Source organism: Acidihalobacter prosperus, from assembly GCF_000754095.2.
GTDB classification, from domain to species: Bacteria; Pseudomonadota; Gammaproteobacteria; order DSM-5130; family Acidihalobacteraceae; genus Acidihalobacter; species Acidihalobacter prosperus.
The window spans coordinates 397,947-419,121 of the sequence record NZ_JQSG02000006.1; the positions used below are offsets into that span (position 1 = coordinate 397,947).

Sequence of the window (21,175 nt, forward strand, 5' to 3'; positions counted from 1 at the left end):
TGCTTTGTGAACCGGTCTTGAGTTCGTGGATGTCTTAGAGCGCGCCCTTGGTCGAAGGCAGCGTCCCTGCGGCGCGGGGATCCGGCTCGACGGCCATGCGCAAGGCCCGACCCAGGGCCTTGAACACGGTTTCGGCGATATGGTGCGCATTGCGCCCGCGCAGGTTGTCCACCTGCAGCGTGATCGCGGCATGATTGACGAAGCCCTGCAGGAATTCATGGATCAGATCGACATCGAAATCGCCGATGCGCGCGCGCCGGTAATCGACTTCGTGCGTCAGCCCCGGGCGCCCGGAACAATCGACCACTACGCGCGAGAGGGCTTCATCCAGCGGCACATAGGCATGCCCGTAGCGACGGATGCCGCGCTTGTCGCCCAGCGCCCGCGCGAAGGCCTGACCCAGGGTGATGCCGACATCCTCGACGGTGTGGTGGGCGTCGATCTCGAGATCGCCCTCGGCCTGCACGTCGAGATCGATCAAGCCATGCCGGCCGACCTGGTCGAGCATGTGATCGAAAAAGGGCACGCCGGTTCCGAGCCGCGTCTGGCCCGTACCATCGAGATCGATCCGGACACTGATCCGGGTCTCCAGGGTCTTGCGTTGAACCTCAGCTGTGCGTCGTTCCATGCTCGTGCCGGCAAGGCGATAAATCGGATTGGAAAGCATACCATATCGAACCCAAAGCCGAATCGATCGCCGTCAAAGGCGGCTCGATTCGCGAAGCGCCGATTTTTTGTTAAGCTAGCGAGCGCACGGACAAGCCTTGGAGGCTATGTGGACTCGCCGACCACCATCAACATCCACAGCCTGTCCCGCGCCTGCAATGACTGCCAACTGCAGGATCTGTGTCTGCCCCTGGGACTCTCCCGCGGCGACATCGAGCGCCTCGATCAGATCGTCAACCGCCGCAAACCCCTACAGCGCGGAGCCAATCTGTTTCGCCAGGGGGACCGGTTCCAGGCGCTGTATGCGGTACGCTCCGGCTCGATCAAAAGCTATGCGACCACCAACGGCGGCGAGGAACAGATCAGCGCCTTCCACCTGCCCGGCGAAATCCTGGGCCTCGACGCCATCGGCAACGGCAGCCACCCGCAGTCCGCCGTAGCCCTGGAAACCACCAGCATCTGCGAACTGCCTTTCGATCGACTGCACAATCTGGCCCACGAGGTCGACGGCCTGCAGCGCCAGCTGCTGCGCATCATGAGCCGCGAACTCAATTCCGACGAACAGTTCATGCGCCTGCTCGCCAATCGGAGTGCCGACGAGCGGCTCGCCAGCTTCCTGCTCAACCTCGCCTCACGCTTCGAACTGCGCGGCTACTCGGGCCAGGCCTTCAATCTCAGCATGTCGCGTAGCGACATCGGCAATTATCTCGGCCTGGCGGTCGAAACCGTCAGCCGGCTGTTCACGCGCTTTCAGCAGGAAGGCCTGGTCGAAGTCAATCGCAAGGCCATCACACTGCTCGACCGCGGACGCCTGTCCGGCCTGTGCAATCTCGGCACGACCGTCGGCGGATCGGCCGCCGGCGTCTGAACCGGCGCCTCGCCCGGACGTCAGTCTGGCGCGACCCGCAACCGGAAGGTCACCGGGCCCTCGTTGACCAGTGCGACCGCCATCTCCGCTCCGAAACACCCCGCCCCTACCGGCGCGTGCGCCGCACGCGCACGCAGCAGCAGATGTTCGAAGCAGGCGCGCGCCGCCGCAGGTTCCGCGGCCGGGGTAAAGCTGGGGCGCATGCCCTTGTCCGTATCGGCGGCCAGCGTGAACTGCGGCACCAGCAGCAACCCGCCGCCGACCGCCTTGAGCCCGAGGCTCATGCGCCCCTGCGCATCCGCGAACACCCGATAACCCAGCAAACGCTCCAGCATGCGCTCGGCCTGCGCGCTGTCGTCACCCCGCTCGACGCCGACCAGCACCATCAAACCCATGCCGATCTCGCCGATCACTTCGCCGCCGACGCTCACGCTGGCGCGGCTCACGCGCTGCAGCAACGCGATCATGCCAGTCGCGCGCCCCAGGCATTGGTGGCACGCACCAGCGCATCGATGATCCCGGGTTCGGCGGCCGAATGGCCCGCGTCCGCCACGATATGCAGCTGCGCGTCGGGCCAGGCCTGCTGCAGCAACCAGGCCTGATCCAGCGGGCAGATGGCATCGTAGCGCCCCTGCACGATCACACCCGGCACGCCGGCGAGACGGCCAGCCCGCGCCAACAACTGGTCGGGTTCGAGAAAGCCGCGGTGCACGAAGTAGTGGTTTTCGATGCGTGCCAGCGCAAGCGCAACGTAAGGATCGGAAAAATGATCCTCGACCGCCGTGTTCGGGTACAGCGTCGCCGTGCGGCCTTCCCAGATCGACCAGGCACGCGCAGCGGCCATGCGCGCCACCTCGTCCTCGCCCGTCAGCCGCCGTCGGTAGGCGGCGACAAGATCGTCGCGCTCGGCCGGAGGGATCGGCGCGACGAAATCCGCCCAGTAATCGGGGAACAGCCTGGAAGCCCCTCGCTGATAGAACCACTCGATGTCCTCGGGACGGCACAGAAACACGCCGCGCAGAATCGCACCCAGCACGCGTTTAGGGTAAGCCTCGGCATAGGCCAGCCCGAGCGTCGCGCCCCAGGAACCGCCGAAAACCACCCAGCGATCAATCTGCAGATATTCGCGGATGCGTTCGATATCCGCGATCAGGTCCGCCGTGGTGTTGTCGCGCAACTCGGCATGCGGCGTGGAACGGCCGCTGCCGCGTTGGTCGAACAGCACCACGCGGTAGATGGCCGGATCGAAGAAACGGCGATGCCAGGGCTCGCAACCGGAACCCGGCCCGCCGTGCAGAAACACTACCGGCAGCCCGTCGGGACGTCCGCACTCTTCTACATACAGGGTATGCCGATCGTCCATCGCCAGGGCATGAGTGCGATACGGCAGAATACTCGGGAACAGTGTCAGGCGACTCATCGGGCATCACTCTCCGGTTGGACGCGGTCACGCGGAGCCGTTGGGCAACCGCTTCGGGCCGGCATCAGGATACCCCGCATCGACCACGCTTGCCTTCATGCGCCAGGCTCCCTATCTTGCCTGCATGAACACACAGCACCCGCTCCCGGTACCGCCTCCCAAATCCCTGGCGCGTCTTGCAGGCCGCGCGATCGCTGATTTTCGCATGATCCGCGAGGGCGACCGCGTGCTACTCGGGCTGTCCGGCGGCAAGGATTCGCTCAGCCTGCTGATGCTGCTGCTGCACTTTCAGCGGCGCGCGCCGATCCGTTTCGAGCTCGGCGCGGTCACCGTCGACCCGCAGTCGCCGGATTTCGACCCCAGCCCGCTGATCCCCTATCTGGCCGCGCTCGGCGTGCCGTATCTCTACGAGCGCGAACGGATACTCGAACTGGCCGAGTCGCACATGGACAACGACTCGTTCTGCGCCTTCTGCGCACGCATGAAACGCGGCGTGATGTACTCGGCGGCACGGCGCGAGGGCTACAACGTCATCGCCCTGGCGCAGCACTTGGACGATCTGGCGGAAAGCTTCCTGATGTCGGCCTTCCATGGCGGCCAGCTGCGTACCATGAAGGCCCACTATCGCATCGATGCCGGCGACCTGCGCGTGATACGCCCGCTGGTCTACGCGCGCGAACGTCAGACGCGCGCCTTTGCCGAAAGCGCGCATCTACCGGTGATCAGCGAAAACTGCCCCGCCTGCTTCGCCATGCCGACGCAGCGCGAGCACATGAAGCAGCTGCTCGCGCAACAGGAGGCCGAGCAACCGCGGCTGTTCCGCAATCTGCTTTCCACCCTCAGGCCGCTGATGTCCGCGGGGCTCCCGGACGACGCCTGAACCCCGTGCGCGAACTCCTCGTCCGCTGGCTGCTCGGGCTGTTCGCCCACCTGCCACTGCGCGCCAACCAGGCCCTCGGCGGCGCGTTGGGCGCGCTGGCCTGGCGGCTATCGCCCAAGCTGCGCCGGCAGACGCTGGACAACCTCGCCCGCTGCTTCCCCGAGCACGACGCGGCCTGGCATCTCCGCGTCGGGCGCCGTAGCCTCATCGAGTCGACCCGTTCGCTCACCGAGGCGCCCTGGCTGTGGCGTCAGGACGCCCGCAAACTGCGCAGCCTGCTGAGCTACGGCGAACACGCCGAATTGCTCGAAACCGCCGGCGCACACGGCGAGGCGATCATCGCGACGCCCCATCTCGGCAGTTGGGAATTCGCCGGTCTGTGCCTGGCCACCCTGCGCCCGACCACCGCGCTCTACCGTCCTCCGCGCATGAAGACCCTGGACGGCTTCATCCGCGGAGCGCGCAGCCGCACCGGTTCCGAGCTTGTCCCCACGACGCCGGCGGGCCTGCGCGCGCTGCGGCGCAGGCTGGACGGCGGCGGTGTCGTCGGCATGCTGCCCGATCAGACCCCCAAGGGCAGCGGCGGCGTATTCGCCCCCTTCTTCGGCCAGCCGGCCTACACCATGCGTCTGCTGTCGCAGCTGGCGCGACGCGCGCACACGCCGGTCGTGCTCGCCTTCTGCGAGCGCCTGCCGCGCGGCCGGGGCTATCGCGTGCACTGCGTTGCAGCCTGCGCGGCGATCCATGACCCGGACGCGACGGTGGCCGCCGCCGAGCTCAATCGCTGCGTGGAAACCCTGATCCGACGCTGCCCCACGCAGTATCTCTGGAGCTACCGGCGCTTCTCGCGCCGCCCGCCATCCGCCCAGAGCCACCCAACGTCGCCCGACGCCTGACAGCCGCCCCCGCGCCCGTCGTCTACACTCTTCACCTGTCCGGGCTTTGAACCCGGGCACCAAAACAACACCAAGCAACAAGGGGGGTTCCATGCTACGCAATCTACTGATCATGACCGCGGTCGCGCTGCTCCCGGCAGCGGCGCTCGCCGCCAATCACGAGGGCAAGCCGGCCAAGAAGGATGCGGCCGGCCTGCACCACGACTATCGCACCTTCGAGACCGGCGGCAAGGTCGCCTACGGACGCATCGGCGATTCCTACAAGGCCGACCTGGTCATGTACCTCGCCGGCAACCAGTTCATGGTGATGGACGACCTGATCAAGGACTTCCAGAAACGCAATCCCGACATCAAGTCGATCTACGTCGAAACCATCCCGCCCGGACAGATCCTCAAGAGCCAGATCCTCAGGCAGGGCCGCATCAACAAGCAGAAGACCGCCAAGAACCCCGACCTCTACGCCAGCGTCAATCTCAACCATCTGCGCACGCTGGCCAAGAAGGGCCTGATGAAGGAGTACATGATCTACACCCACAACAAGCTGGAGATCATGGTCGCCAAGGGCAATCCCAAGCACATCAAGGGCGTGGAGGATCTCGCGCGGGACGACGTCGTGCTGTCGCTGCCCAACCCGATCACCGAGGGCATCGCCAAGTTCTACGTCATGCCGATGCTCAAGCAAAACGGGCTGTACGAAAAACTGACGGACGACCGCAGCTGCAAACGCTGCTGGGCGGTACCCAAGAAAACCTGGTTCACCGCGCGCCATCATCGCGAAACGCCTTATCGGATCGAGCACGGCAAGGCCGACGCCGGTATCGTCTGGACCACCGAGGTCGTCTATGCGCAGTCGGAGGGACGCCCGGTCGAGGGTGTCGCCCTGCCGCCCAAGGACAATATGGCCGACAAGGTGGGCTATGCCATCGGCGGCCTGACCAATGGCCGCAATCCGGCACAGGCCCAGCGCTTCCTGGAATACCTCGCCACCGATGCGGCACAGGCGATCTACGAAAAACACGGCTTCATTCGCGCCACACCCAAGGAGCTGGAACTCAAGGCGCTCTGACCGCCCGCCGACACGGAAACGGAAACGGGGCCGAATGCTGCAGCAGCATCCGGCCCCGTCTATTTTCTCTCTACGCCGCGGCGCGCCAAGCGCTTGCGGAACACGGCCATCTCCTTGGCTGCCTGCTTGTCGCCTCGCGCCTCGGCCACTTCGATGCCACGGTCGTAGGCCGCAATCGCGGCTTCCACATCCTCGCACTCCCCGAGTGCGCGTCCCAATAGCTTCCAGGCCGCCGAATACCGTCCGTCGAGCGCCACCGCCTCGCGCAGGTGCCCGGCCGCCTCGCGCGCCCGCCCCTGCTTGAGGTAGGCCCCGCCCAGCGTGAAGCGCAGCAGGGCATTGTCCTGCCCGGTGGCCAACATGGCTTCGAAACGTTCGATCATGTCCATGCCGCGAGGCTATGCCTCGGGCGCCCTCACGGCAAGCCCGCTCCGGGCCGGCTGAACACGGCGTAGGCCTCGTCGCGCAGCCCCCGCTTCGTATCGCCAAACGCGCCTTCCTCGCGGTAGGCGCGTAGTTCTAGCGCCGGAAACAGGCGCGGCAATTCACCCTGGGCCAGCCTAAAATCCGCGCAGCGGGGTCCGCGCCCGGGATCGACCGAAGGAGGACCGAAGGTCTGATAGAACAACAGGCCGTTCGGTTTGAGCGCGGCGGCCAGAACCGGCGACAGTGCGCGCGCCAGAAAGCGACTGACCACGATCACGTCGAATGCGGCGACCGGCGGCGGCAGGGCGATGACGTCCCGGACCTCGGCATCCAGCGACAGGCCTGCACTGTCGGCGGCACGCGCAAGCGCGGCGATCGCCGTGGGCGAGGCGTCCCAGGCTGCGGTCCGCAGCCCGTGACGCGCCAGGAACAGAGCGTTGGCGCCCAGACCGCAGGCGAGATCGAGCGCGTACCCGTCAGCGGGCAGGAGGTGTGCATGATCGAGCAGCACCCGTGCAGGCTCGGCCGCAAGCGGATCGCGGCCGGCATAATGCGCCTCCCAGTCACGCGACGACATGCCCGCTCAGCTCCGCCAGTACATCGGCGTCAACAGCACCAGCAGCGTGAACACCTCCAGGCGACCGATAAGCATGGCCAGCGAGCAGATCCATTTGGCGGGCTCACTGATGCCGGCGAAATTGGCGAATACCGAGCCGAGCCCGGGACCCATGTTGTTGATGCAGGCCGAGACCGCCGAAAAGGCCGTTACCCAGTCCAGGCCCGCGCCCATCAGCGCCAGCATGAGCACCAGGTAGACCAGTACGTAGGCGGCCAGGAAGCTCCAGATCGCACTGATCACGCGCTCGGGCAACACCGTCCTACCGAGCTTGACCGGCACCACCGCACGCGGGTGATTGAGGCGTTTCATCTCGCGGAATCCCTGCTTGACGACCAGCAGCACGCGCACCACCTTCATACCACCGGCGGTCGAGCCGGCACAGCCGCCGACGATGGGGATCAGCATCAGCAGCACCGGCAGATACAGCGGCCAGTGATTGAAGGGAGCACTGGTGAAGCCGCAGCAGGTGAGCACGGTCAGCACCTGGAAGGCGCCGTAGCGCAGATCGGTCAGCATTGTGGGATAGGTCTTCGTGTACCACAGCGTCAGGCTGACCACCAGGATGCTAGCGGCGACGAAACCGATATAGGCGCGCACCTCGGGGTCAATGAAGTACGGGCGCGCGCTGCCACGCATCAGGGCTAGGTAATGCACGGCGAAATTCATGCCGGAAAGGAACATGAAGACGTCGGCAACGCCGTCGATCCACGGACTGTTCCAATAGGCGAAACTGGCGTCGTGCGTGGAGAAGCCGCCAGTCGCGATGGTCGCAAACCCCTGGCACAGGGCGTCGAAGAAACTCATGCCCGCCACCCAGTAGGCGATGACGCAGGCCACGGTGAGCCCAACGTATATCCCCCACAGCGCGCGCGCCGTATGTTCCAACCGCGGCGTGAGTTTCTCGTCCTTCATGGGCCCCGGCGTCTCCGCGCGGAACAGCTGCATGCCGCCGACCCGCAGCATCGGCAGCACGGCGATGGCGAGCACGATGATGCCCATGCCGCCCAGCCAGTTCAGCTGGGCACGGTAGTAGAGGATGGATTTGGGCAGGTGATCGAGTCCGACGATCACGGTCGCCCCGGTGGTAGTGAAGCCCGAGACCGACTCGAAGAAGGCATCGGTGAAATCCAGATGCGGACTGAAATGAAACGGCAGCGTGCTGACAGCCGAGAGTATCGCCCAATACAGCGCGACGATGAGAAATCCTTCCCGGCGACGCAATTCCTGGCGCGAATTGCGTACCGGGAACCAGGCCACGAAGCCCAGCGCGAAGGTCACCAGAAACGAATCCAGGAAATAACCGGCCTGACCGTCGTCGTAGATCATCGACACCACGGCCGGCACCAGCATGGTCACGCTGTATGCGGCGATCAGGGCGCCCAGCACCCGTTGCACGGCGGCGATTTGCATGGCGGTCAGCGCCGCCAGAAGCCGGGCGTGAACAGCACCAGCGGCGTGAAGATTTCCAGCCGGCCAAACAGCATGGCGACGCTCAGCACCCACTTCGCGTAGGGATTGAGCTGTGCGTAATTATCGCCGACCGCACCCAGCCCCGGCCCCAGGTTGTTCATGCAGGCGGCCACCGCCGAAAAGGCGGTGACCTGATCCAGCCCGGTGGCCATCAGCAGCAGCATGAAGATGCTGAAGGTGGCCACGTAAGCCGCGAAGAACCCCCAGACCGCATCGATGACGCGATCGTCCACAGGGCGGCGACCGATCTTGACGGTGAACTGACCGCTGGGATGGACGAGACGCATCAGTTCGCGCACCCCCTGCTTGAACAGCAGCAGGAAGCGCACGACCTTGATGCCACCGCCGGTCGAACCGGCGCAACCGCCGATGAAGCTGGCGAAGATCAGCAGCGCCGGCAGGAAGCCGGGCCAGTGATGATAGGCCGCGGTGGTGAAACCGGTGGTGGTGCCGATGGATACGGCCTGGAACAGCCCCTGACGCAGGTCGGTGGCGAAATGGGTGTAGTGCGCGGTGACGTAAAGATAGCCGACCGTGATCGCCGCCAGCGCCGCGAGGATGCCGAAATAGGTCCGGAATTCGGCATCCTGCCAATAGGGGCGCAGACTCATGCGACGCAGCGCAACGAAATGCAGGCCGAAATTGGCCCCCGCAAGCAGCATGAAAACGATGGCGACACTCTCGATCTCTGGGCTGCGGAAATAGCCGAGACTCGCATCGTGGGTCGAAAAGCCGCCGATCGACACCGTCGAGAAGCTCTGCGCAATGGCATCGAAAACATCCATGCCGGCCAGCCAATAGGCTGCTGCGCAGGCCACGGTCAGCCCCAGGTAGATGTACCACAGCGCCTTGGCCGTTTCGGCGATGCGCGGGGTCAGCTTGGCGTCCTTGATCGGCCCTGGCGTCTCGGCGCGGTACAGTTGCATGCCGCCGACGCCCAGCATCGGCAGGACCGCGACCGCGAGCACGATGATGCCCATGCCGCCCAGCCACTGCAGCTCCTGGCGATAGAACAGGATGGACTTGGGCAACTCGTCGAGGCCGACGATCACCGTGGCACCGGTCGTGGTCAGGCCCGACATGGATTCGAACACCGCGTCGGTCACCGACAGATGCGGCGCCGAGGCCAGCGCCAGCGGAATCGCACCGAACAGGCCCAGAACCAGCCAGAAGGAGACCGCGACCAGGAAGCCGTCGCGCAGACGCAGGTCGCGGCGCTCGCGGCGCACCGGCCACCACAGCACCAGGCCGGTAGCGGCGGTGATCGCAAAGGCCTCCAGAAACGGGCGGATACCGACGTCGCCATAGAGCAGACCGACTCCGGCCGGCGGCAGCATGGTGCCGCTGAACACCAGCAACAGCAGGCCGAGGATGCGTTGGATGACGCGTGGTTGCATGCAGCTTCCCGTTTCCGTTTGGCACGGCGGTGAGCCGCCGCAGGCAGATCAGAGGAAGGTCACATCGACCTGGAACAAACGTTCGACATCGCCGATCCGGGAGCGGTCCACCAAGAACAGGATCACGTGGTCTTCCGCCTCGATGATCGTTTCGCCGTGGGCGACCAGCACCTCGTCGCCGCGCACCACCGCACCGATGGTCGTACCCTTGGGCAGCTTGATCTCATCGACGCGCCGCCCCACCACACGCGAAGTCCTGCGATCGCCATGGGCCACGGCCTCGATCGCCTCGGCCGCGCCGCGCCGCAAGGAGTGCACGGCCACCACGTCGCCGCGGCGCACGTGCGCGAGCAGTGCGCCCAGCGTGACCTGTTGCGGCGAGATTGCGACGTCGATGATGCCACTCTCGACCAGATCGACGTAGGCAGTGCGGTTGATCAGCGCCATCACCTTGCGCGCGCCCAGGCGCTTGGCCAGCATGGCCGAGAGGATATTGGCCTCGTCGTCATTGGTCAGCGAGCAGAAAACGTCGGTGGCCTCGATGTTCTCCTCCAGCAACAGCTCCTCGTCGGCCGCGTCTCCGCGCAGCACCATCGCCTTGTCCAGAGTCTCGGAAAGATAGCGCGCGCGATTCGCGTTGTGCTCGATGATCTTGACCTGATAGCGCGCCTCCAGACGCTCGGCGACACGCTTGCCGATGTTGCCACCGCCCGCGAGCACGATCCGCTTGTAGGATTTGTCCAGCTTGCGCAGCTCGCTGGTGATGGCGCGGATGTTTTTCTTGGCGGCGATGAAGAAGACCTCGTCGTCGGCCTCGATGATGGTGTCGCCCTGCGGCAGGATGGGCTTGTCGCGACGAAATATGGCCGCCACCCGCGTCTGGATGCCCGGCATGTGTTCGGCAAGCGTGCGCAGCTCGTTGCCGACCAGAGGGCCGCCGTAATAGGCGCGCACCGCGACCAGCGACACCTTTCCGTCGGCGAAGTCGAGCACCTGCAGTGCGCCGGGATGCTCGATCAGACGCTGCACGTAGTTGGTGACCAGCTCCTCGGGGCTGATCAGCACGTCGATGGGCAGGGCCTCCTGCGCGAACAGGCTGGTGTAGGAGAGGTATTCGTTGGCCCGCACACGGGCGATCTTGGTGGGCGTGCGGAACAGGGTGTAGGCGATCTGGCAGGCGACCATATTGGTTTCGTCGCTGCTGGTCACCGCGACGATCATGTCGGCATCGCGCGCGCCCGCCTGTTCCAGCACGTCGGGATGCGAACCATGACCGACCACCGTACGCAGATCCAGCCGGTCCTGCAATTCGTGCAGCACGTCGGCGCGGGTGTCGACCAGCGTGATGTCGTTCGCTTCCTTGGCCAGGTGGTGGGACAGGGAACCGCCTACCTGACCGGCGCCGAGCACGATTATTTTCATGATGATCTTCCGTTTCTCATGGGCGTTTACGCCGTTCCTTGCGCGGCTCGATGCCCAGCGCCCTCAGCTTGCGATAAAGATGCGTACGCTCGACGCCCGCATGCTCGGCAAGACGCGAGATGTTGCCGCCCATCTCGGCCAGCCAGTGCACCAGGTAGGCCCGCTCGAAACGCTCGCGTGCATCCTTGAGCGACAGTTCGAACAGCTCGCCGTACCCCGACGGTACCTCGCTCAGGGCGCTGTCGGCCTGCAGGCGCAGGCTACGCAACGCATCCTCGGCCTCGGCCGGCTCGATCTCCGTGGTCTGCCCACTGGTCAGCACCAGCCTGACCAGCGCCCGCAATTCCGCGATATTCCCCGGCCAGTGGTGATAGCGTAGGAAATTCTGCGAAGCCACGGTGAAATGGCGATAGTTCAGGCCCTCGTCCTGGTGCAGGCGGTCGGTATGATACTGCAGCAGCTCCGGCACGTCCTCGACATGTTCCCGCAGCGGCGGGACCCTGATCTGGCCGACCCGGAACAGCTCCGCCAGATCGCCGATCAGGCGTCCCCGCGCCACGGCATCGTCCAGCCCCTCTGGCCCCAGCAAGGTGGCCAGCACACGCACGTCCTGCGCCCCAACCTCTGGCAGTGCGAGCCGTTCGTAAAGGCGTTCCTGTTGATCCAGCGTCAGCCTCAGCAGTTCTCCGAGATACAGGCTGCCGCCGCTTGCGCCATGCAGGATGTCCAAAAAAGCATCCGCGCCATCGGTTTCCAGGCTGGCGTCGAACTGCTCCGCGCGCGCCGCTTCCGCCAAATCGACCAGCGGCCCTCCGGGACGCGGCCCGGCGCCATGCAATACGCGCAGCAACGTGGTGCGCCCCGAGCCCGGCTCGCCCATCGCGACCACCGGCTCGTGTCTTGGCGCGAGCAGTTCGACCCGCGCGCGCAGCGTCCTCATGACCGCGCTCGAACCCACCAGCTGCGGCGCCCGTTCCCGGGATGCACCGGCCGGCGGCATCTGACGGCCGGCACGGCCCATCTCCAGCCCGCGGCGCACCGTCAACAGCAGACGCGTCAGCGAGATCGGCTTCTCGATGTAGTCGAGCGCGCCCTGGCGGGTTGCCTCGACCGCGGTTTCAACCGTGCCGTGCCCGGACATCATGATCACCGCAAAGGGTGGGTGTTTTTCCGCGTTCCAGGACTTGAGCAAGGTGACGCCGTCCTCTTCCGGCATCCAGATATCGAGCAGCACCAGATCCGGCGTCTGCCGACGGATCGCGGCGCGCGCCTGCGCGGCATTGGCCGCGACCACCACCGCGTAGCCCTCGTCCTCCAGTATTTCCTGTAGCAAACGCCTGATTTCCGGCTCGTCGTCGACCACCAGGATGCGTTCTCCGCTCATGCGTCCCCCACCGCCGCGCGCCAGCGCGGCAATCTGACCACCAAACACGTCCCGCCTTCCCTGCGCGGCTCGGCCCAGACCAAACCGTTGTGTTCCTCGACGATCTTTTTCACCACGGCCAAGCCCAAGCCGCTGCCGCCGGTCTTGCCGCTCACGTAAGGCTCGAAGATCTGGCCGCGCAGCGTGTCGGGGATACCCTCGCCATTGTCGCTGATCCGTAACTCCACGAAGGGCTGGTCTGCCCGCTGGGTCACGCAGGTCTCGACGTGCACTTCGCCGAGTGGCTTGTCGCGTACCGCCTCCACCGCGTTCTTGAGCAGATTGTGCAGCAACTGCCTCAGACGCCCCGGATCAGCATAAAGCAGACCGACCGCTTCGGTCGGCGCAAACGTCAGCGAAACGCCCGGATGCGCGCCGTACAGCTCGATCACTTCGGCCACGGCGGCATTGAAATCGACTTCGCTGAGCTGCATGACCGGCGCACGCGCATATTCGCTGAAGGCGTTCACCAGCTGTTTCATGCTCTCCACCTGCTGCACGATCGTATCGGTCGACCGCTCCAGAATACGCGCATCGGCCGCGCTCACATGCGGCAACAGCTTGCGTCGCAGCCGTTCGGCCGATAGCTGGATCGGCGTCAGCGGATTGCGCACTTCGTGCGCCAGTCGGCGCGCCACCTCTCCCCAGGCCGCATCGCGCTGGGCACGGATCAGCGCGGTAATATCGTCGAATACGATCACGCTGCCGCCGCCGATGCTGCCCTCGCCCGGCTGCTCGGGCAGACGCGCCCCGCGGCAGATCAGTATCTTGCGGCCGTTCTCACCGAACAGCTCGACCTCCTGCTCCCAGGAATCGGCGGGCTCGATGAGCCGCGCGGCGATCGCCTGGTACAGGCCGTGGATGAGCTGGGTGTGGCTGCCGAGATCCGCTAGCCGGCGCCCGTAAAACGGGTCCAGCGTGGTTTCGAGGATATGCTCGGCAGCGGCATTGGCCGTACGCAGTACTCCGTTGCGGTCGATGGTCAACACGCCCGAGGTCAGATGTTCGAGCACCGTCTGCAGGTAGCGGCGCTGCCGCTCCAGCTGACGACGCCCCCGCTCGGTTTCCTCGTAGCCGCTCAGCAGGCGCGCGGTCATCTCGTTGAACGAGCGGGCCACGAGCCCCAGTTCGTCTCCCCTTGTCAGCGGCAACTTGGCCTGCAGGTCGCCGCCGGCCACGCGCCGGATCGCGTCGATCAGACGGCGGATCGGCTGCACCACGCGGCGCGCCGAGTAGAGCGCCGCCCACACCGCCGCCAGCACGGAGAGCAGCAGCACCAGCGACAGCGTCAGCACGAAGCTCTGCTTGAGCGGCGTGCGCAGAAATGTCAGTTCCTGATAGTGGTCGAAGGTGTCCTGCACCTGGGAGGCCAGTTCGCTGGCACGCCCCGGCACCTGGAACACGGCCTGCAGCATGCGCGGCGGCTGCAGGGCTTCCACGGAGCCTGGCGGTGCCGGAATCGGCATCAGTATGCGGATCTGCAGGCGGTGGCCGCCTTCGGGTTCGAGCCCGGCATAACCGTGATCACGCCGGTAATGGCGCAAGGCGTCCGCGGGCGGCAGATTGGGCACCACCCGCCCTGGCGGGTCCGTGCTCGCGGCGATGATATGGTCGTCGGCACCGAATACCGCGACCTCGCTGGCCTGCAGGCGGGCGCGCAATGTCACCAGCGCCACCGGCAGGCGGAGATCCGAAACGCCCGACAGACCTTCAGCGGCATCGCGTGTCTGTCGCTGCAGATCGTGCATGCGCTCGGTCAGCGCACCGCGACCCAGATCCAGCGCATCGCTGAGGGCGCGTTCGATGCGCACGTCGAACCAGCTGTCGATGCCCTGGTCGAGAAAACGGATCGAGAAAAAGTACACGACCGAAACCGGCACCAGCGCGATCAATATGAACAACAGCACCAGGTGTAGGGTCAGGCGCGCTCCCGGTTCCTGACGCTTCGCCTGGCGCACGGCCCAGTAGAGGTTGGCCGCGATCAGCAGCGACAGCGCCAACAGCACCACCGTATTGAACACCAGCAGCCAGATGTAATGGCGGCTGAAACGCGCGGAGTTCTCCACCGCACCGGACATGGCCAGCACCGACAGCAGTGTCAGGACGATCAGCAGCACCGCCGGCCAGGCGCGGTTGGTCAGCCGCTTCAGTTCAACGGGCATCGATACCAGTCGCTCGACGGACGCCAGGCACCCTCCAGGAAGGCGCGCACGCGTAACGGCAACGGGTAGTCGCCGGCATCCACGCGCACCTTGAGATCCACCTGGTAATGACGTCCCTTGGTCAGCAGGGTCTGGTCCAACAAGGGCAGGCGCCGAAGGTTCGCGATGTCATCCAGCGCCTCGCTCAGACGGGAGAAGCTGTGCGAGATACCGGTATTGAGGTTATCGACAAGATAACGCCGCGACAGGGCGTGATAGCGCAGCCGGTAACGCTGGGTCAGCGTGGCGACGGTGTCGTCGAACCACCAGCCGCGCGTGTGTACCACCCGGATGTCATAGGCGATGACCACGCTGACGCCATTGGTCAGGGCGCCGCGCAGCGTGGCGTCCAGGGGAATGCGTGCCGTTGCATCCAGGTAGTAGACCGAATAGATCTGATAGGCATGCGCGCGCACGATCGAGAACCTGTCGCTTTCCGCGTGTGCCGGCGGCGCGCCCAACAGCCACGCGGTGCACGCCAGCCCGAGTGCCATGGCCATCCCGCGCAGATATGCGCGGACGGACAGACCACTCACGTCGGCGCCTTGAGCAAACAGGCGTAATAAAAGCCGTCCATGCCGTCTTCCCCAGGAAGGATCTGTCGGCCGTGCGTCATCGCTCTGCCCCAGTCGGCGACTATCGGCCACTCCGTCGCGTCGGCGTGATTGCGCATGAAATGCTCGATCACGCGCTGATTTTCGTCGGGCACGATGGAGCACGTCGCGTAGACAAGCCTACCGCCCTGTGCGAGCAGTGGCCAGAGGGCTTCGAGCAATGCCTGCTGACGCTCTGCCAACCCCGCAATATCGGAAGCCCGACGCAACAGCTTGATATCTGGGTGACGACGGATCACGCCCGTTGCCGAACAGGGCGCATCGAGCAGGATGCGATCGTAGGCGCGCCCGTCCCACCAGTCGCGCGGCATTCCGGCATCGGCGGCGAGCAGATGTGCCGACAGGTCGAGGCGACGCAGGGTGTCGTCGACGCGCGCTAGCCGATCCGGCTCGATCTCGACGGCGGTGATATCGAGCGTGCCGCCCGCCCGCTCGATCAGATGAGCGGTTTTGCCGCCTGGCGCAGCGCACGCATCGAGCACACGATGCGCCGGCGACGCCGCCACAAGCCCTGCCGCCAACTGTGCGGCCTCGTCCTGCACGGACACCCATCCCGCACGAAAACCCGGCAACGCCTCGACATCGACGGGCTGCGCCAGCACCAGGCTGTCCGGCGCATGCCGGCCCGCTTTGGCGCCGATACCTTCCGTCCGCAGCATCGCCGCATACGTCTCGATATCCGTTTTCGCGCGATTGATGCGCAAGGTCATCGGCGCGCGCGCGTTGTTGGCCGCGAACACCGCTTCGGCGGCGTCTCCCCAGTCGCCACGAATGCGCTCGATCAGCCAGTCGGGGTGGGCCAGTCGCGCGCTGTCCACGCGCGCCGTGAGCGCTGTCAGCTCGGCCTCCCGCCGTTGCGCGTTGCGCAGCACGCCATTGACCAGCCGTGCCGCCCACGGCCGCCCGAGACGCCCCGCCAGCGCGACGGCCTCGTTGACGGCCGCGTAATCCGGCGTGCGCAGGAAAAAGAGTTCGTATAGCCCGAGCTGGATCAGACGCGCCACCGGTGCGTCGCGCGCCCGCAGCGGCTGGGTGACCAGCGCATCCAGCCAGGCATCCAGCCGCGGCGCATAGCGGAGCAGGCCGTAGGCGCGCTCGCGCAGCAGTGCGCGCGGCGGACCCGCCGCCAGCTGCCGCTCGGCGCGCGGCAACGCCTGGCTCAGCGAGCGCCCCTGGCGACGCACCGAGTCGACCACCTCCACCGCCAGCGCGCGAGGATCGGGTGGCCTAGCTGTCGAGCGCTTGGCCAATCAGACTTCTTCCGTTGATGAATTCGGCGGCCGTCTGAACGCGTCGACCGGGGAGTTGCAGCCGCAACAGGCGCACGCATCCTTCGCCTGCGGCCACGTCCACACCGTCGCGCGACTCGGCGAAAATCGTGCCAGGCGGCGCAAGCCCGGGGCAAACCAGCAGGCGCGCCTCGAGCAGCTTGAGCGGTTGCCCGCCATAGCGCGTTTCCGCCACCGGCCAGGGATTGAAGGCCTGTATCTTGCGGACGATCTCCACAGCCGGCTTATACCAGTCGACGGCGGCCTCGGCCTTGGACAGCTTGCGCGCGTAGCTGGCCTGGTCGGGATTCTGTGACTGGGCCTGCAAGCCACCCGCCGTCAGCCGGTCCAGCGTCTCGATCAGCGCTGCGGCGCCCAGCGCCGCGAGCCGCTCGTGCAAGCTTCCTGCACTGTCTTCCGGATGGATCGGTGTGCCGCGTCGCAGCAGCATCGGGCCTGTATCCAGCCCGGCCTCCATCTGCATAATGGTGACGCCGGTTTCGGCGTCTCCGGCCTCGATCGCCCGCTGGATCGGCGCGGCTCCGCGCCAACGCGGCAACAACGAGGCATGGATGTTGAGGCAGCCCATGCGGGGCAAGTCGAGCACGGCCTGCGGCAACATCAGTCCATAGGCCGCCACGACCATCACGTCCGGGGCATATTGCGACAATTGACCCAGTACCGCCGCATCGCGCAACGTCTGTGGCTGCTCCACCGGGATATCCAGTGCTTGCGCGGCCACCTTGACCGGACTGGGACGCAGTTGACGCCCCCGGCCGGCCGGTCGGTCGGGTTGCGTGTACACGGCACGGACCCTGTGGCCGGCCGCCACCAGCGCCTGTAGCGCGGGCACGGCGAATTCCGGCGTACCCGCATAGATCACGTTCAGCGGCGGCATCCGAACGCCCCCCCGACACCGTCGCGGCGCATGCCGGATGCGTCCGGTCGCGTACAGTCTGCCGGCGGCGTTCCGGACCCGTGACAGGATATGTCAGAAATCATGATTCTCGCTGTATGTGCCGGCTTGCCGGACCTGTCCGAGGCGGTCGGGAGGAGTGGATCAGATGGCCGGCGAGCTTTCGCGGGCGCTGTTCGCCTCGAGACGGGACTGTTTTTCCAGCTTGCTGCGAATCCGGTTGCGCTTGAGCGGCGACAAGTAGTCCACGAACAACTTGCCGTCGAGGTGATCGATCTCATGCTGTATGCACACGGCCAGCAGGCCGTCGGCCTCGAGAGTGAAGGACTTGCCGGTCTGATCCAGCGCGCGGACCCTGATCCGCTCGGCGCGACGCACCGTTTCGTAGTATCCCGGCACCGACAGGCAGCCCTCCTCCATTTCTTCCTCGCCATCGCACGCGATCAGCTCCGGATTGATCAGGCACAGCGGCTCGTCCCGTTCCGAGGACACGTCGATCACGATGATCCGGCGATGGATATTGACCTGCGTGGCCGCAAGCCCGATGCCTGGCGCCGAATACATCGTCTCGAACATGTCCCCGACGATCCGGCGCACCTCGTCGTCAACCTGCGCAACCGGTTTGGCCTTCGTGCGCAAGCGGGTATCGGGGAAATGCAGAATGTCGAGAATGGCCATGAAACCGTACCAAAGTTAATTCGTGCAGCCTTGCATGAATCTCTGCTAAAGTAATGATCAGCTTACGGTATAGGCTGACCGCACGCCATGGCAAGTCACTATCCTAGCGCGTAAGCACCGTGCCCTGACATAAACAGAATGCCATAAGGGGGACCCGAATGCCGGCCCTGCGATTTAGCCTGACAGCCAAAGCATCGGCGTCGGTTCTGATTGTAACGCTTCTCACGGCGGGATGCGCCAGCACGCCGCAACAGGCATCCGCGCCGGCAGCACCGCCCGCGCCCGCGCAGCCCATGCCGGCGGCCACGCCCCTGCCGCCCGAAAAACCGCCCGCGGCGACACCCGTCAAGATCAAGCCAACGGCACCGAAGCGCTATGTGGTCAAGAAAGGCGACACCCTCTGGGATATCGCCGAGCACTTCCTGCATTCGCCATGGAACTGGCCGGAAATCTGGTACGACAACCCGCACATCAAGAATCCCCACTGGATCTATCCCGGCGACGTGCTCACGCTTTATTATGTCAACGGTAAGCCGCGCATCAGCATCACCGGCGGCCCACGCGTCAGCGGCCTGCCGACCGTGATACTGAAGCCTTCGGTCGAATATCAGGCCCTGCCCAGGACCGAGCATCCGATCCCGATCCAGACCATCACCCCGTTCCTGGTGCACCCGCGCGTGGTGCCCGTGGAGCTGTTCGACAAGGCTCCGCATATCGTCGCCGCGGCCGACCGCCGCATTCTGTACAGCAGCGACAACCGCGTCTACGTGCGCGGCCTGCCGGCCGACGCCAAGCAAAGCTGGTATAGCGTCTACCGCCCTGGGCCGCCGCTCAAGGACCCCAAGAATGGCGACATCATCGGGCACGAGGTCGTCTATCTGGGCGACATCCACATCATCCACCGCGGCAAGATCGCCACTGGCGTGCTGGAACATACGCGCGAGGAAGTGAGCGCCGGCGACCGGCTGTTGCCGCTGGCGCGCAAGCATTATGACTACACCTTCATGCCGCGCGCGCCGAAAACGCAGATCCATGCGCAGATCATCGCCCTATTCAACTCCATCAGCATGGTGGGGCAGTATCAGGTCGTGGTCATCGATAGCGGCACGCGAGACGGCCTGGAGCGCGGCGACGTGCTCGCGATCGACCAGCATGGCCGCACCATCAACGACCCCTACGCCACTCGGCAAGAGTCGCGCCAGGTCACGCTGCCGAACGAACACATCGGCCTCGTGATGGTGTTCCGCACCTTTAAGCGCATCAGCTACGCGTTGGTCATGTCCGCCACCAAACCCATCACGGTGGGCAACCTGGCGCACAATCCCTGACGGGCATGACGGAAGCCGAGCTCGCCGCGTGGTTGCGCCTGCACCGCACGGCCGGGCTCGGCGCCCGCGGCGCGGCGCAACTGCTCGGGGTCACAGGGCATCCGCAAGCCGCGCTCGATGCGAACGCCGCCACCCTGGAACGCGCCGGACTCCCGGCAAGCCACCGCCGCGCCCTCGACACTGCCGCCACGCTCGACGTCGATGAAGACCTGGCATGGGCACGGCAGCCGGACCACCACCTGATTCCGGTGGGCGGCACTCGTTACCCGCCTGCACTGCGCGAGATCCACGACCCGCCGCTATTGCTCCATGCCATCGGCGACTGCGAGCTGTTGCAGTATCCGCAGCTGGCTATCGTCGGCAGCCGGCACCCCACCCCGAATGGACGCGAAATGGCGTTCGAATTCGCGCGCCATCTGGCCTCGACCGGGCTGGGCATTGCTTCGGGACTCGCGCTCGGCATCGACGGCGCCGCGCACGAAGGAGCCTTGGCTTCCGAAGGCGTCACGGTGGCGGTGGCCGCCACCGGGCTGGACCGGGTTTATCCTGCCGCGCACCGCGACCTCGCCCGCCGCATCGCGCAGTCGGGCGTGCTGATTTCCGAGGCGCCGCTGGGCACGCGCGTCACGCGCGGCGCCTTTCCTCGGCGCAACCGCATCATCAGCGGCATCAGCCTCGGCGTGCTCGTCGTCGAGGCCGCCCGGCAAAGTGGGTCGCTGGTCACCGCCCGCCTTGCCGGCGAGCAGGGCCGGGAAGTGTTCGCCATTCCCGGCTCGATCCACAACCCCTTGTCCCGCGGCTGCCATCGCCTGATCCGCGAGGGCGCCAAACTGGTGGAGACTGCCGCCGACATCCTGGAGGAATTGGGGCAGCAGTGGCGCGCCGCCCCCGCGCGTGCGGCCGCGGCGACAGCGCCGCACACCCCGGACGACGCCCATACCGCGCTGCTGGCCGCCATGGGGTACGACCCCGTCAGTGTCGACCGCCTGGTCGGGCGCAGCGGATTGACCCCGGAAGCCGTTTCCTCCATGCTGCTCATACTGGAACTGCAGGGCCACGTGGCCACCGTCGACGGCGGCCGCTACGTCCGCACCCCGCAAGGCGACCGAGACAGCGAATGAAAGAATCCGTACTGGATGTCCTCATGTATCTCTTCGAGCAGTATGTCGACGAAGATATGGAAGACCACGAAGCGGATCGTGAACAGCTCGAATCGCGCCTGATCGACGCCGGATTCCCGGCCAGCGAGATCGACCGGGCATTCGAATGGCTCGATGGCCTGGCCGAGCAGCGCGATGCGCCGCTGGCTCACACCGTGCGGCCGTCGCTGCGGCTCTATACCGACGCGGAACAGGCGCGCCTCGACAGCGAAATGCGCGGATTTCTGCTATTTCTGGAGCAGAGCGAAATACTCACGCCCTCCACACGCGAGCTGGTACTGGACCGCGTCATGGCGCTGGACGAGGACGAAATCGACCTCGAACAACTTAAATGGATCGTGCTCATGGTCCTGTTCAACCAGCCTGACCGCGAGCTGGCATACAACGAACTCGAGGATCTGGTGTTCGAAGAAACGCCCTCCTACCTGCACTGAGCCTAACCGCAAGCAAGGATTTT

At 65.7% G+C, this 21,175-nt stretch carries 21 protein-coding genes; 7 read left to right on the top strand and 14 right to left on the bottom strand.

What is annotated here, in order from left to right:
* Window positions 1–34: 34 nt before the first annotated feature.
* A complete protein-coding gene (gene hisB / locus THPRO_RS12575) occupies window positions 35–628 on the bottom strand; it encodes an imidazoleglycerol-phosphate dehydratase HisB (protein ID WP_038090307.1) in 594 nt (197 codons plus the stop codon).
* Between the two features lie 147 nt (window positions 629–775).
* Between hisB and fnr the strand changes: the two genes are divergently transcribed.
* Window positions 776–1,534 (top strand): fumarate/nitrate reduction transcriptional regulator Fnr, encoded by a 759-nt coding sequence (gene fnr / locus THPRO_RS12580; RefSeq protein ID WP_052064349.1) that lies wholly within the window; start codon window positions 776–778, stop codon window positions 1,532–1,534.
* 20 nt (window positions 1,535–1,554) lie between these two features.
* On the opposite strand, the gene dtd is transcribed toward fnr, so the two are convergent.
* Entirely contained in the window at window positions 1,555–2,001 is a 447-nt protein-coding gene (gene dtd / locus THPRO_RS12585; protein ID WP_038090158.1) for a D-aminoacyl-tRNA deacylase, read from the bottom strand.
* Entirely contained in the window at window positions 1,998–2,954 is a 957-nt protein-coding gene (pip, locus tag THPRO_RS12590; RefSeq protein WP_038090160.1) for a prolyl aminopeptidase, read from the bottom strand. Before pip ends, dtd begins: the two co-directional genes overlap by 4 nt.
* A gap of 97 nt (window positions 2,955–3,051) precedes the next feature.
* Here pip and THPRO_RS12595 point away from each other — a divergent pair, with 97 nt between their 5' ends.
* From THPRO_RS12595 to THPRO_RS12605, 3 genes are all read left to right on the top strand, one after another.
* A complete protein-coding gene (locus tag THPRO_RS12595; protein WP_236717316.1) occupies window positions 3,052–3,834 on the top strand; it encodes a tRNA 2-thiocytidine biosynthesis TtcA family protein in 783 nt (260 codons plus the stop codon).
* Between the two features lie 5 nt (window positions 3,835–3,839).
* Complete coding sequence (locus THPRO_RS12600) at window positions 3,840–4,730, top strand: lysophospholipid acyltransferase family protein (RefSeq protein ID WP_052064350.1); 891 nt, start codon at window positions 3,840–3,842, stop codon at window positions 4,728–4,730.
* Window positions 4,731–4,821: 91 nt separating this feature from the next.
* Window positions 4,822–5,796, top strand: coding sequence for a molybdate ABC transporter substrate-binding protein (locus THPRO_RS12605; protein WP_052064351.1), 975 nt, complete (start codon window positions 4,822–4,824; stop codon window positions 5,794–5,796).
* Between the two features lie 59 nt (window positions 5,797–5,855).
* On the opposite strand, the gene THPRO_RS12610 is transcribed toward THPRO_RS12605, so the two are convergent.
* The 11 genes from THPRO_RS12610 to def all read right to left on the bottom strand — a co-directional run bounded on the left by THPRO_RS12610 (window position 5,856) and on the right by def (window position 18,230).
* A complete protein-coding gene (locus THPRO_RS12610) occupies window positions 5,856–6,185 on the bottom strand; it encodes a hypothetical protein (protein ID WP_038090163.1) in 330 nt (109 codons plus the stop codon).
* A gap of 26 nt (window positions 6,186–6,211) precedes the next feature.
* Window positions 6,212–6,799 (bottom strand): class I SAM-dependent methyltransferase, encoded by a 588-nt coding sequence (locus THPRO_RS12615; RefSeq protein WP_065089709.1) that lies wholly within the window; start codon window positions 6,797–6,799, stop codon window positions 6,212–6,214.
* 6 nt (window positions 6,800–6,805) lie between these two features.
* On the bottom strand, window positions 6,806–8,251 hold the full coding sequence (locus THPRO_RS12620; RefSeq protein WP_038090168.1) for a TrkH family potassium uptake protein: 1,446 nt from the start codon (window positions 8,249–8,251) through the stop codon (window positions 6,806–6,808).
* A gap of 5 nt (window positions 8,252–8,256) precedes the next feature.
* The gene (locus THPRO_RS12625; protein ID WP_038090171.1) at window positions 8,257–9,708 is read right to left on the bottom strand and encodes a TrkH family potassium uptake protein; all 1,452 of its coding nucleotides are present in this window, start codon (window positions 9,706–9,708) and stop codon (window positions 8,257–8,259) included.
* Between the two features lie 48 nt (window positions 9,709–9,756).
* Window positions 9,757–11,130, bottom strand: a complete 1,374-nt coding sequence (trkA, locus tag THPRO_RS12630) for a Trk system potassium transporter TrkA (RefSeq protein ID WP_038090172.1) — start codon at window positions 11,128–11,130, stop codon at window positions 9,757–9,759.
* Between the two features lie 16 nt (window positions 11,131–11,146).
* Entirely contained in the window at window positions 11,147–12,514 is a 1,368-nt protein-coding gene (locus tag THPRO_RS12635) for a sigma-54-dependent transcriptional regulator (RefSeq protein WP_038090318.1), read from the bottom strand.
* A complete protein-coding gene (locus THPRO_RS12640) occupies window positions 12,511–14,715 on the bottom strand; it encodes a sensor histidine kinase (protein ID WP_038090174.1) in 2,205 nt (734 codons plus the stop codon). Before THPRO_RS12640 ends, THPRO_RS12635 begins: the two co-directional genes overlap by 4 nt.
* Entirely contained in the window at window positions 14,700–15,290 is a 591-nt protein-coding gene (locus THPRO_RS12645; RefSeq protein WP_052064353.1) for a DUF4390 domain-containing protein, read from the bottom strand. Before THPRO_RS12645 ends, THPRO_RS12640 begins: the two co-directional genes overlap by 16 nt.
* Window positions 15,287–16,618, bottom strand: coding sequence for a 16S rRNA (cytosine(967)-C(5))-methyltransferase RsmB (gene rsmB, locus THPRO_RS12650; RefSeq protein ID WP_082954643.1), 1,332 nt, complete (start codon window positions 16,616–16,618; stop codon window positions 15,287–15,289). The genes THPRO_RS12645 and rsmB overlap by 4 nt, the downstream gene beginning before the upstream one ends.
* Complete coding sequence (gene fmt / locus THPRO_RS12655; protein ID WP_065089710.1) at window positions 16,596–17,534, bottom strand: methionyl-tRNA formyltransferase; 939 nt, start codon at window positions 17,532–17,534, stop codon at window positions 16,596–16,598. Before fmt ends, rsmB begins: the two co-directional genes overlap by 23 nt.
* 162 nt (window positions 17,535–17,696) lie before the next feature.
* Window positions 17,697–18,230 (bottom strand): peptide deformylase, encoded by a 534-nt coding sequence (def, locus tag THPRO_RS12660; protein WP_038090176.1) that lies wholly within the window; start codon window positions 18,228–18,230, stop codon window positions 17,697–17,699.
* Window positions 18,231–18,523: 293 nt separating this feature from the next.
* On the opposite strand from def, the gene THPRO_RS12665 reads away from it, so the two are divergent.
* The 3 genes from THPRO_RS12665 to THPRO_RS12675 are packed head-to-tail and all read left to right on the top strand — an operon-like array spanning window position 18,524 to window position 21,152.
* Window positions 18,524–19,558 (top strand): LysM peptidoglycan-binding domain-containing protein, encoded by a 1,035-nt coding sequence (locus THPRO_RS12665; RefSeq protein ID WP_052064354.1) that lies wholly within the window; start codon window positions 18,524–18,526, stop codon window positions 19,556–19,558.
* 5 nt (window positions 19,559–19,563) lie between these two features.
* A complete protein-coding gene (gene dprA, locus THPRO_RS12670; protein ID WP_038090180.1) occupies window positions 19,564–20,679 on the top strand; it encodes a DNA-processing protein DprA in 1,116 nt (371 codons plus the stop codon).
* The gene (locus THPRO_RS12675; RefSeq protein WP_038090185.1) at window positions 20,676–21,152 is read left to right on the top strand and encodes a DUF494 family protein; all 477 of its coding nucleotides are present in this window, start codon (window positions 20,676–20,678) and stop codon (window positions 21,150–21,152) included. Before dprA ends, THPRO_RS12675 begins: the two co-directional genes overlap by 4 nt.
* The last annotated feature ends 23 nt before the right edge of the window (window positions 21,153–21,175 follow it).